The sequence below is a fragment of the Shewanella subflava genome (genome assembly GCF_025971955.1).
Classification (GTDB): Bacteria; Pseudomonadota; Gammaproteobacteria; order Enterobacterales; family Shewanellaceae; genus Shewanella; species Shewanella subflava.
The window spans coordinates 1-13,865 of the sequence record NZ_JAPDMX010000030.1 but is presented as its reverse complement, the minus strand read 5'-3'; the positions used below and the strand labels follow the sequence as shown (position 1 = coordinate 13,865).

6 protein-coding genes are annotated in these 13,865 nt (G+C 42.4%); all 6 read right to left on the bottom strand.

Features of this window, described 5'->3' with window-relative positions:
- Positions 1-182: 182 nt before the first annotated feature.
- Positions 183-1,376: a cation:proton antiporter gene (locus OHT75_RS14365; protein ID WP_264727834.1), complete on the bottom strand. Its 1,194-nt coding sequence runs from the start codon at positions 1,374-1,376 to the stop codon at positions 183-185.
- A 507-nt stretch (positions 1,377-1,883) separates the two neighbouring features.
- Complete coding sequence (locus OHT75_RS14360) at positions 1,884-2,666, bottom strand: 3-hydroxybutyrate dehydrogenase (RefSeq protein ID WP_264727833.1); 783 nt, start codon at positions 2,664-2,666, stop codon at positions 1,884-1,886.
- Between the two features lie 978 nt (positions 2,667-3,644).
- A complete protein-coding gene (locus OHT75_RS14355) occupies positions 3,645-5,348 on the bottom strand; it encodes an amidase (RefSeq protein ID WP_264727831.1) in 1,704 nt (567 codons plus the stop codon).
- A gap of 94 nt (positions 5,349-5,442) precedes the next feature.
- Complete coding sequence (aguA, locus tag OHT75_RS14350; RefSeq protein WP_264727829.1) at positions 5,443-6,555, bottom strand: agmatine deiminase; 1,113 nt, start codon at positions 6,553-6,555, stop codon at positions 5,443-5,445.
- Positions 6,556-7,246: 691 nt separating this feature from the next.
- A complete protein-coding gene (locus tag OHT75_RS14345) occupies positions 7,247-10,243 on the bottom strand; it encodes a TonB-dependent receptor (RefSeq protein ID WP_264727826.1) in 2,997 nt (998 codons plus the stop codon).
- 107 nt (positions 10,244-10,350) lie between these two features.
- Positions 10,351-13,005, bottom strand: coding sequence for a family 16 glycosylhydrolase (locus OHT75_RS14340; protein ID WP_406682035.1), 2,655 nt, complete (start codon positions 13,003-13,005; stop codon positions 10,351-10,353).
- Positions 13,006-13,865 lie beyond the last annotated feature (860 nt).

The following is a 13,865-nucleotide window of genomic DNA, read 5'->3' as shown; positions in this document are numbered from 1 at the left end:
ATCCATTCGCCTCTAATAAATCATGTTAAAATCGAACAGTTCCCCCAAATAAAGTAAAAGCAAAGCTCACCTACCCATGTAATTGGGCTTGCTGACTTTCCATTTGATTTACAATGACAAGGTGTTTTGAATAAACGACGTCGAGCGTAACGGTCTCAACGCCATAAGCCATAAAGATAATATTAATCAGCGCGTTTACTGATCCATTTTGCCATGGGCTGTGCTGACATCCCGTGTACAATAAGGCTGATAAATACGGTACAAACAACTGTCATGGCGATAAACTCGCCTCCAGGTAATCCTCTGTCTAACATAATAATAACGAAAACGATAGATGCCAGTCCCCTTGGGCCAAACCAACCAAGGAATAGTCTCGATGGAACATTTCCACCTTGCTTACCTAGCACCAAAAATATAGGTAACATGCGAACAATAGTTAAGCTCAATATGGCATAAATTAGCATCGTCCAAGTAAACTCATGAAACGATTTACCAATCACTAAGGCCCCAAACAATAACCAGGTCAGTAATGCCATGATCTCCCCAATCCCTTCGGTTGGTAACAAAAGTTTGTGTTTATGTTCTTGACATAAATAACCAAATAATAAGCCGCCTGAGAACGCCGCAATATAACCACTACCACCCAGCTCTTGCGCAAAGGCAAAAGACGATAAAGCCAAACTTAAGACGATATTCTGGCTCCAAACCTCAGTGATCCAGCCCTTGTTATGACTCCATTTAATTAAATTGGCGCCGATGAAACTGACACTTAAACCAACAACTAAGCCGATTCCTAATTCTTCAACCAAAAAATGTACCGCAAGATGTGAAACTTCACCTTCAGCGACACTGCCTGCGGCAAGCGCTAAAAAAACAAACAAAATGGGGACACAAATACCATCATTTAATCCGCTTTCAATGTTTAGCCCTTCACGTAATTTAGCAGGCACTATCGGACTGGAAACCACTGCTTTTCCCAAGGCCGCGTCGGTTGCAGCTAACATTGTTGCTAATGCGGCAATTTCAAACAAACTTAAATCAGGAAACAATACATATCCGACAACAAAACCCAGCATAATGGCTCCGGGTAAACCATAAAGTAGCATTCTTGTAGGTAGATTTAGATGATTTTTCAATACCTTTAGGTTTGAGTTAGCGGCATCACAAAATAGGACAATAGCCAGCGTAATATCGGCAAAAATTCGTATCCCCATCCCATCCATGTCTTTTCCAAGCCAATCTAAAACAGAGGGGCCGAGTATGAAACCTACCACCACAAATACCATTGGGCCAGAAATCATAGAGCGCTCAAATCGCCCCGCAACCAAGCTGTAACACAACGTAAAAGCTGCTAAAATGGCTAACTCTATATACATTAACTCGTTCCACCTTTAACAAATAAGATATTTAATATTAAAAAAACATTAAGTGTATGATTACATTACATGCGCAGTTGTTGAATAAGCAAATACTATTTAATGGAAATTTAATTTACCTACAAAGGTTAAAATCGCTATTGATGAGATATTCAATAAGCTTCTAATCAATATAAAGAACCAAAACAACCAGCCATTGTCATTAAGCTGATTGCAAACTACTTTCTTTAATTGGCGTTTAATTTCCACAATATTTATTCTTTTTGCGCACATATCTTTGTTAATTTGATTAAGTGTTACTGCAACTCAGCAACTGAATACCCGTTTCAACCATAGTTGAATCGCTGACATCCTAACACCAATCTTGATAAATCAATCTCAATCTTGAACGATAATGAGTGTCGCATGACGCACCTGCTAACGTGTTGACATCAAACAAATTGAGTTTGAATACAACAACGGGATTGATGTTTAAATCAATCCCGTTTTTTATCGTTTAATGTTGATTTATTCCATGCACCAGCCATGACTCACAATCAACGATTGTCCCGTTATTGAACAACTTTCAAAACCAGCTAAGAAAACCGCCGCTTTGGCGACATCCTCAGTTGAGGTAAACTCACCATCAACTGTATCTTTAAGCAATACTTTGCTGATCACTTCTTCCTCAGTTAATCCAAGTTCCTTTGCCTGCTGTGGCAATTGTTTTTCTACTAACGGAGTTTTAACATAACCCGGACAGATGACGTTGGCATGAACACCATGCTGAGCGGCTTCTTTTGCTACCGTTCGGCACAAACCTAATAAGCCATGCTTAGCGGTGACATAGGGAGCTTTTAGCGGTGATGCCTCTTTAGAATGCACTGAGCCAATATAAATAATTGCCCCACCGCGTTGTTGTTTGTACATTTGACGCAGGCAGGCGCGTGTAGTCAAAAACGCACCGTCGAGATGGATCCCCATCATCAATTTCCATTTATCAAATTCAAGATTTTCAATTCGTTCAATTACCTGTATGCCAGCGTTAGAAACCAAAACATCCACGCTACCTAATTCCGCAATAACCTTTTCAACGGCACTGTCGACCATTTGTTCATTGCTCACATCCATAGCAACAGCCATGGTTTTCTGACCATATTGCTCCAACGATAAGGCTGCAGCACGCGCCCCCTCTTCATTGAGATCGGCAATCACAACCATTGCACCTTCTTTTGCATAAGCATGTGCAATCTCTAATCCGATACCGCTAGCAGCACCTGTAATAATGGCAACTTTCCCTTTTAAACTCATTATTTACCTCAACTGTATTTTGATTAATAACAAACAATGACTTAGCTCAATTGAACTGTCTTGTATATTTTTTGCATTAAAACAGGGTTAAATTGTCCCGGGTCAGCCTCCAGCAAAATTGGTAGATCATGTTATCGGCTTGTTAACTTTGCATAGTATAACGACATGTCAAAGTCTTACTTTGAAAAAAGCTAAACTTTTCCCACCGATACAACCTTAGCCATCAGGTAACATATTATTCTTAAAGCAATATTAAAGCGTCAGTTGCAATTATTCAATGCCCATAAGGTCTATTTTTTGTTAACAAAAAAAGTTGCACTTATATGAAATATAACAGAAAAAATAATTTTACCTGAACAGCAATTCATTGCGACACGATCAGCTAGTTAACATGAAAAGTGCCTCAGCTTAAATTTACGAACACTGATATCAAACACTCAGTTTTGATCGGCACAACCACTTGAATATGAACTTCAGATTCGCAGCACGCGCTATGCGCTTTATAAAATCTGTCATTAGCGATAAACACACTTTATGATGACATACCTGACAGTTCACTTTTACAACTTAATTTATACCAATCACAATAAATCAGTTGTTTTCTATTCGCTTAGGATTTGAAGCCGTTATAGCGTACTTTCAAAGTTTGAATCAGCAGTTATTGATTATGATTGAATACAAAAACGGGATTGATGTTTAAATCAATCCCGTTTTTTAGTCGTTTAATAATGATTAAACCAATGGGCACATAAAAGGTTAGCCTGTGGTTTAAGTGCAGTAACCTTGACCTTAATTACTGATTATAGGTTGCTTATTACATACAAGACAGCAAACTTGAGTTATTAGCAAGCCTTGGCTTTGAATTAATCTCACTTTAACGTCCCCCTATCCTTGGAGGAAGTACAGCAAACAAATTTAACGCCATTATCAGTAAAAAAGCCTGTCGTGTAGACAGTGATAATGTGCATCTATGGTTAATTACTTAAGTGCTGGCGTACGCGGCGGGACCATACGCTTACTGCCCGTTGCCTCAAATGCACAGGCGAACTTCAATAGATTATTGTCATCATAAGCACGGCCGGCAAACGTTAACCCCGCAGGCATACCTATATCCGACATAATGCCCATTGGTACCGTCACAGTAGGGACACCTAGATGACGAATGGCCAGATTACCGTTGGCCACCCAAACACCATTACTCCAAGCAATGTCTGCGGATGCTGGATTGATGTGCGCATCGGCGGGCCCTACGTCAGCAACCGTTGGAAACAGCACTGCATCAAGTTTGAGCGAGTCCATCCAATCTTCCAAATCAAGTTTTCGGGTTTTCTCTAAACCACGCAAACCATCGGGTATGCTATCAATTTGGTTATAGGATTTGAGTCCACGCTTTGCCATGTTGACGTACTCATCCATACCAGCAGCAAGATCGCCCTCACGATTTCGCAAGGTGCCAAGATCATGCGGGAATATCAAGTGCCCATTCACATCTTCCAGCTTATTCATTTTAGGATCATTATTGGCACGCAAAAACTCATCAAAAGCCCAACCAGATAACGCCCACAGCTCATCTTCAAGAAATTCAGGAGTCACAATACCGCGATTGAATACTGTTGGAGCACCTGGGCGATCCCCTTCACAGTTAGAAACCAATGGAAAATCAACTTCTATCACTTCTGCGCCAGCTGATTCCAGTGCTGTACGAGCCGCTTCCCATAAAGCAATAACTGATGCGCGGGTATGAATGCGCTGACCCGTAGGGCCTCCTATGCCTGGGTTTTCACTGGTACCTGCCAATTCGTCCTTGTTGATGTACATACGTGGTACACCAAAGCGTTTACCTTTAAGTGAGTCAGCTTTCGCAACTAAATCTAAATAAGATTGCGGACGTACGCTAGAGGCTTTAGGGATCTCAACCCAAGGTTGCAAACGCCATAAGTCTCCACGAGTTATTGGATCATCGGCAACGATAACGTCAAGAACTTCAAGCATATCAGCCATTGTTCGAGTGTAAGGCACCACCACATCCATGGTCGGTGTCAACGGCCAGTTACCCCTAACTGAAATCACGCCCCGTGAAGGAGTATAAGCACACAAACCGTTATTAGATGCAGGTCCACGGCCGCTCGACCAGGTTTCTTCTGCTAACCCAAAGGCGGAATAGCTTGCAGCTGTACCAGTACCGGCTCCATTTGAAGAGCCCGAGGCAAAGGGAGCTGTTAAGTAATCTGCATTGTAAGGACTTTCTGCACGGCCATAATGGCCACGCTGCATGCCACCGTTCGCCATAGGAGGCATATTGGTTTTACCTAAACAAATGGCACCAGCAGCCCGCAAGCGCTCAACCGCAAAAGCATCGTATTGCGCAACTAAATTCTTAAAGGCTGGGCTGCCAGATGCGGCTGTTAGTCCCTTCACTAAATAGCTATCTTTAGCAGTATATGGAATACCATCAAGTGGACTAAGCGTTTGTCCACTGGCGCGACGTGCATCAGAAGCCTCTGCTTCTTTTATCGCATCAGGGTTGTGAACCACGAGTGCATTTAGTTTGGTCTGTGTTGCTGGGCCGTCATAAACCTCAACTCTTGCAAGGTAAGACTTAACAAGTTCAACCGCTGTAGTGCGACCAGACTCTAAGGCTGCACGTAGCTCAGCAATAGAAACCTCTGTTACTTCAAACATGTTACGACCTCATTTTGAAAGCCTATTGTATTGAAAGCTAATGATGTTAAAACAACAGTGACATTATGGGTCATTGTGTTCTCCTTGTTTTTAGCTATTTCCCAGTAGGGATCTGCTGGGTAATACAATGAATATTGCCCCCACCCAGTAAGATTTCGCGCGCGGGTACGCCAACAATCTCATACTCAGGGAAAATTTCCTGCAATTTTTGTGCAGCAATATCGTCTGTCAATGGGTCAAGTAGTGGGAACACAATACGTTGGTTGGTAATTAAAAAGTTTACATAAGAACCCGCTAAACGTTCACCCGCAGTGCGAGGAACACCCGTACCCACTTCAACGCCTTGCGCTTCTTCAGCAGTGCAATACAAAGGACCGGGTTGCGGTAATAGGTGAATTTTTAGCTTACGACCTTGAGCATCAACTGCATTTTGCAACACCTCTAGTGCTGCTTTTGAACGCGCATATTGGGGATCGCTTTGATCATCCGTCCAGTGCAAGACTACTTCACCAGGGCGAGCGAAACAGCACATATTATCGATATGGCCGTCAGTTTCATCCATATATACGCCTTCTTCTAACCAGATAAATTGCTGCACATTTAAATAGTCAGACAAGTAAGCTTCAATCTGTTCGCGAGTTAAATCAGGGTTGCGGTTACTGTTTAGCAAACATTCAGCACTGGTTAAACAGGTGCCTTCACCATCGACATGAATTGATCCGCCTTCAAGGATCAGCGGCGCTTGATAGCGTTCAAAACCATGAACAGAAAGCAACTGTTGTGCGACTTTCTCATCCTTGTCCCATGGCGAGTACAAGCCACCATTTAAACCACCCCAAGCATTAAATCCCCAGTCAACGCCACGGCATTCACCGTTGGCATTGACCACAATGGTTGGGCCAGTATCACGCGCCCAACAATCATCGCTATTGATGTCGACCAAGGTAACATGGGCAGGCATCACCTCCTTAGCATGGGGCAAAAATGCCTTAGGTACTGCCATATAAACTGGAGTAACCTTACCAATGGCATCAGCAACCTTAGCAAAAGTAGCCTGTGCATAAGCCCCTGCTGAGCGCCAGTTATCCGGACGATATGGCCAAATCATCCATACCGCTTGCTGTGGTGCCCACTCGGCAGGCATGCTAAATCCATCTAGGGATGGCTTACTCGATAACTCAGCGGCATCCACATTCACGTTTGTCATGAGGTTTGTCTCCAGTAATGCTGAAAAACTCTAAAAAAGGTAGCCCTAGCATAGGGCGAAAGAATAAAAAAATATATGTTACATTCATCAAATTATCGCAATTGCCGATGAAAAATAAGGCAGAGATAGTCAAGTATTAACTGACGCTGTTTTAATTTCGCAAGCAAATAGTGATATATCATATCACCTAAGACTCCCTCGGCTAAATAGTTGAATGTATAAGATTGATGTGAATTCTTAAGAGAAAACGCATATCAGGATCGATTAATCATCATCAGCTGTTAAAGATTTATTTAATCGCGAAGTTCTGTTTTGAAAATCGTTGTCAGGTGATGACTTTTAAACTCGTTAATGCACTAATATCATGGCAGAGAAAATGTTTTGTTTTAAGTGTAAATAGCAAATTTTGAACAATAGGCAAGTTCACGGCAACAACTAAAATGATAACCATCTACATAAATCAATAATCAGTAATAGCGAAGGAAGCATACATAGAAACAATGAAGATTTGTAAGACGTCATTACTCTCACTCTGCAATCGACAATTTATCGCTTTTCTGGTTATTTTCACCCGCAAAAATGGGCAATGATTGATTACGCTTAATGTGATACGCCATATTTGCAAAAACGCTGAGCAAGTGCTCAGCGTATTTGTATTGTGCAAACTGCTTTATAACGCCTTAGATGGACATTAGAAAGACACTCGCGCACCTAATGCATAACGACTGCCGTACTGACGAGCAAAAAGGAACTGCTCTTCAAATCGACCATAACCTTGCTCAACTTCATTATTAAGGTTTATCCCCTCAAGGAAGACCGTTATATGCTCGTTAATATCATAGTTGATACTGGCATCAAGTTGACCAAAATCCTTGGCATACTGCGGTGGTGCATCTGCAGAGCCTTGAGATTGCCCTACACCAATAAGGTAACTATCACGCCAAGCATAAGTTAACTTTACCGATAAGCCATCTTTTTCATAGAAGGCTTGGAAGTTAGCAGAATTACCCAAACCTTCTAGCGGTTGCTGTTGCGCTAAGCTGTATGGGTCAAACTCAACATCCCCATCGACAAATGTGCCATTAGCACCAAGGCCAAAGCCAGACTCACCGAACACATGTTGTAACGCTAACTCTATCCCTTGCACTGACTTTTTATTACTGTTTATTGGGCTTGTTAGATCCCAAACAATCAGCGGATCAGAGTCAAGCGGCATAATTTGACCGTCAGCATTACCATGACCATTAGCAATCATCTGCGCGAAAATAGTATTTTCATTGACTGCAGTACCTGCGGTCTCAAGTTGTGAAACAGCCTCTAAATAACGTGGACTATTGTAAACATCATGAAGACCATCGATGGTGGTTTGCGATGTTGAACGTGACACAAAGTTATCAACATCTTTATGGAATAAACCAATCGCAGCATAACTGGCATCGGCATAGTAATATTCCAACGATAAATCTAAGTTAAATGATTCCAGTGGGAGAAGTCCTGGATTGCCACTTCCACCTCGACGAGCACCAATTTTAGGGCTACCACTTAAGCTTCTACCTGCAACCATATCACCCAACAATGGACGAGCAATGGTTTTGCCTGCAGAAAAACGCACCACGACGTCTTCAATCACCTCGGCATCAATGTCTAACATAGGTAGCCAAACATCATAATCGCCAGTTTGCGTGAGATAGTTATCATCCCCACCATCAACATATTGCATGATCCATTCGGTAGGACTTGCCCACACAACTTGCTGTTCAACTCTTTGTTTAACCGTGCTTGAAGTATCAGTTTGTTCATATCTCAAACCCAAATTGACGTTCACACCGACATCACCAATGTCAAAACCCCATTTGGTATTCAAATATAACGCGAGCGTTTCCTCTTCCACTAAGCTAGAACTGTCAACCCCATCAATGTAAGGGTCGATTGAGTAATAGTTATCCCCTGCGTTTTCTGGGGTAATATAAGCCAGCTGACGAACAATGGCCTCATCAAAATTAAAAGTGTAATAATAGCCAGGATTGATACTTCCGCCACCACCACTCAGCGCGTCTAGTAAATCTGATGCATCTTGCAGCTGAAACATCGCATCAGGAAAGATCTCAGTGTATGAAGGATTAAAACCAGGGCCACCGCGCAAGCCACTCCATGCTGTCGTGCCTGACATCGTTTGATCAGTATAAGAAGCGCCAAAATCAACTTGAACTAAATTATCAATAAACTCAGGGTACCACTTAGTATTGAACTGAGCCTGTTGAATGTCACTTTTACCGGGTGAATGAATAAACTGACTGAAGTTTGAATCTATCTCACCTGGCGTGAGTTGATTAGTCCCATTTTTCCAATTGATTAAATAATGAGGAATATCACCTGTACGGTAATCATAAATCTTAGAATTCAACTGATCTGAACCTAAGATAATTTGACCCGCACTGCCTAATCCGTCGTCAGCTCCATTATCGATTTTATTAGATGAATCATGATAATCAAACGCAAAACGCCAATTGTCGTTTGCAGTCCAATCGAGGTTTAAACCAACACTTTCAGCTTTAACTTCTGTGGTGTTGCGATCCGCCGTAAATGAACCATCACCACCTCGAAGCTGGGTATAAACGGCAGTGCCATTTTCATCAATTTCGTAGGCCATCAACGGAGAACCATCTGTTGAAGAGTTCCAAATCCCCCAACCAAAACCATTGCTCGCCGTTAACGCACGGGTCCCAATATAATCTGCGGTGATCACCAAGCTATCAATTGGACTATATTGCACTGATACCATGCCATTAGTGCGCTCACGTTCGACATCGTTGATACTAAAATTCAAGTCTCTTGGCATAAAAAACGGTGCAATGTCATTGCCTTCGGCATCTTTAAAATGTGCAACAGGATTACCAGCGGCATCAGTTTGACGGTGGTCTATGCCCTGACTTCCCGCAAGAACCGGCAAACGGCTATTATCAGTTTGGGCTACCCAGCCCTGAACATTAGATGTTTGCTGACGAAAATCACGTTCTTGATGAGAAACTGATACCATGAAGCCCAAATCGTCATCAAGAAAAGTGTTACTGTAAATACCGGCAACTTCAGGAGTAACATCATCCCCCAGCTCATTGGACTCATCATGAATCCCTTTTAAAGATAAATTAAAAGATTGACCAGGGTTACTTAACGGCTTTTGAGTCACAATATTAACTGTTGCACCTAGTCCACCAGTAGGGGTTTCAGCCCGAGCGGTTTTAACCACTTCAAGCGTTTTAACTCCTTCAGATGACAGGTTTTCTAAATTGTATGAACGTGTGTATCCTGTACCAGGCATTTGTCTGCCATTAACAGTAATCAAGTTATATTCGGGTCCAAAGCCACGCACGGTGATCTGACTTCCTTCACCATTGGCACGGCTAACTGTTACGCCTGTAATACGTTGTAATGATTCTGCAAGGTTTGTATCAGGAAATTTACCTAATTCCTCTGAAGATATCGCGTCAACCACACCATTTGATCCACGTTTAAGATCCATTGAGCGGAAAAGGCTTCCCTTTATCCCTTTAACCTCAATCACTTCGATTGTAGATTCATCTATCTCTGGTGCTTCCTCTGCAGCAAAAACATTTGGGAAGATTGCGATGCCCATTATCGCAGCCAAGGTGGCTGACAATCTGTTGATTCTGAATTTTTGTTCGCACATAATTGCCTCATTATTCTTCGAATTGAAACAGTCTTATTACATTGATTCTATTTGTTTTAGCTCTGCCACCTCAGTCATTAAAAGTGACAGAGTTATGTCTCAGATCGCTAAGGCGTACCTATGATAGCGTTATCAAGTCTGAATACCGCGCCGTTACCTGTACCCCATGATGGGAAGACCATTAAGACATCAATTGCGCTGGCATCAAGTCCAGCGTCAGCCAGCGTTTGAAGCGGAAATGTGTACGTCTGCCATTGACCGACAACCGGTTCAACACCTTCAAGACTGTCGGACAAGTTAAGCTCAACTGCGGTACTTGCATCACCAGACTCGATCTTAAATAGCCATTTTGAGCTTGGATCGCTGGGTGCACTTACCACTTTCATCTCAAAGCGAACCACACCAGAAGGAACCGCTGCACTGGCATCATAGTAAACCCCATCATCAGCGAAGAAACCAACGACAGTGGGTTGCTCACCAATCACATATTCTGCAACCGCTCCATGGTCACTATCGTCAGAGACCACCGTAGGAGTGCTACCAGCACAACAATCCCAAATAGACCAAGTATCGGCAATTTGATCGGCAAATAAAGTTAACCTATCGGCTGAAGGTGCATCTGCACCAGGCTGTGAAATTTTCACATTATCAACGCGATATACCGCGCCTTCACCTTGGCCCCAAGCAGGGAAAATCATCAACACATCTATGGCACTGACATCAAGGCCTGCGGCCGAAAGATCCGCTAGCGAAAAGCTGAATGTTTGCCATTGAGCACTAGGGACGTTCCCTTCCACACTTGCAGTTAACGCCACTTCAACAGCGGTTTCACCGTTATTAGATTCCACCTTGAACAACCAAGGAGCATCCGCAGTATTAGGAGCATTGACCACTTTGAGTTCGAACTGTATCAAGCCTTTTTCAAGTATAGAGGTCGCATCAAACATCGCCCCAGAACCACCAAATTCGGTGCGATTGATATATCCCATCACAGTAGGACTGCTACCGACGGTAAATTCAGAAACGATCCCATGTTCAGCATCATCAGACACAACCGAAGGTGTTGAGCCACCGCAACAATCCCACATTGGCCAATCAGGGTTTTCGTTATCGGTAAATACCGTCAAAGAAGGAAGGCTGGCATTGGGTCGGGAAATCTTAACTTCGTCCATCAAGTATTCTGCGCCATTGCCACTTCCCCATGCAGGAAACAACATCACCACATCGATTGCAGATAAATCTAATCCTTTAGACGCTAACGTTGAAAGGGGAAAACTATAGGTTTGCCATTGACCTACCGATGGGGCGAGTCCTTCAGTGCTGTCAGTTATAGGTAACTCAACAGCCGTTGCACCTTCATTACTTTCCAACTTAACCAACCAAGCCACATCGGGTGCAACAGGTGCACTGACCAACTTCATCGCAAAACTCAGCACACCGTTAGACTCTATCGGTGAGGCATCAAAGGGACTTGGTACGCCTTCAGGATCCGTTATAAAAGCTGAGCGACTAATAAAGCCATTTACTGTTGGGCTTTCTCCCACCACAAACCGATACACATCACCTTTGTCCGCATCGGCTACTAAATCAGGTGTTGAACCACCACAACAATCCCACGCTGGCCAACTAGGGTTTGGCGTACTGTCAAAAATGAGTAAATCTTTTGCAACACCATCAGATGGTGGTGTTGGCGCTGGCGCCTTACCTTCAACTAAGGCATCATCTAACTTGTCATAACCTGGGCGGACAGTTTCACAACCTTTGCCAGTGTCAGGGTTAGCAGTACATTCATACACCCTAACATAATCAACTATATACTTGTTTTCACTATTAAATGCTGTTTCATCAATACCGGTTTCATTCACATTAATTGGCCAGTTCCCACCGACAGCAAAGTTCAACATCAAATGAAACTTTTCATCAAAAGGCTGATCACCCCAGGTTAAATTTAACTCCCCTGTGGATTGATCGTAATATTCGGTAAACCATCCCTTGTAAGCTAAACCAACCGGTTGTTCTTTCGCGTTATATCTCACTTCTGAGCGACGTTGAGTCGCATACAAATAATCATCCACATACCAGCGAATTTCACCTTGCTGCCATTCAATTGCATAAGTATGAAAATCATCTGCAGGATTAATATTGTCAGGTAAAAGGTAAGCTTTACCTGATTGCTCATTTTTAGGCCATTCACGGCCATAATGCAGGGTACCATGAACATGTGCCTCGGGATTACCCTCAGCATCTTTAGCCTTCAGGTTAACCGCTTCAACAATATCGATTTCACCACTTCTAGGCCATATTCCATAAACATTGTCAGTAGGCAACATCCAAAATGCTGGCCAACTGCCTTGCCCACTTGGCAACTTGGCACGCATTTCAATACGACCATACAGAAAATCAGCCTTACCTTTAGTAGTAAGTCTTGCCGAAGTGAAAGGTTTCTCGGCCCCCTCGTCAGCTTTTAAGGCAGCAATGTTAAGCATGCCGTCTGCCACCCAAGAGTTTTCAGGCGCATCGGTATAACATTGTGATTCTTGATTACCGCCACCTGCGCAATTGACTTCATGGGACCATTTAGCGGCATCAATACTTGTACCGTCAAACTCATCATTCCACACCATTTCCCAGCCCGTTGAGGGACCAGAGATATCGACGTTATCTAAATTGGTAGAAGTATTGGTGTCTCCCCCACACCCCTGAATTGCCAACGCCATTAAACCAAGAGAAAAATATTTGGTCGTTCCAGAACTTTTTTTCATCATCAAGCCCAACCTACTGTTTATTAGAATTTAATAAATTTCATGCCGTAATTATTGTTAATTCTTACCTTGCCAAAGCGAATGAAAGCGCTTACATAAGTCATATTAGTGACATAAACGTAAAAATCAATAGCTTTATGTTAATTGTTTGTAACTTTCTGACGCGTTGGAATGGTTGATCTAAATGAAAGTTTTAGACGGTATGTTTACTGACATTTAATTTCTTCATTTCATTTATAAATGAGTGTCTAAAACCGTATGATGTCGGCCGTTGATGCGACTTACCCTATTTGGCTTTTCAGCTTAGCCAACTGTTTACAATAGGTTTTTTAGCAATCTTCATTACACCATATTGGCTGATAATCAAATAACAGGTGGGCACTTTTACCTATTTAGGAACAAAATTAGCTTCTGCTTTTTCGCAAATTAACAGTGATGCTTTAATATCAAAAGGGAATCTAAAAAGTTGGATGGTGCGAACCAGCTTGCTATGTCGTGCCACTTTTTAAGTGGGCTAATCTTGAAAGCTTTTTATTGTTGTTATCAATATTCAAATAACACACTGTCAGTGTGTTAAATCTGCCAATTAGAGTTACAAAAAACGTCTGTACGAGTTTAATTACATTTTTATGGACATAAAAATGCGAATAATTAATACAGCAATTTTACTCTAACAGCATGCGAAACATTTAATTTCTCAAATACCTCGCGCTATGGTGTAGCGAAATGTGAACCTTTGTTCGTACCCGACTGATGCCTTAACCCCGATAAAGCCCATTTACAGTGTAAGCGGTCAATTAACCGGTGAAGCTTATTCTGCTTTACCTAGATCAACATTCCACGGCAGTAAATCAGACAAT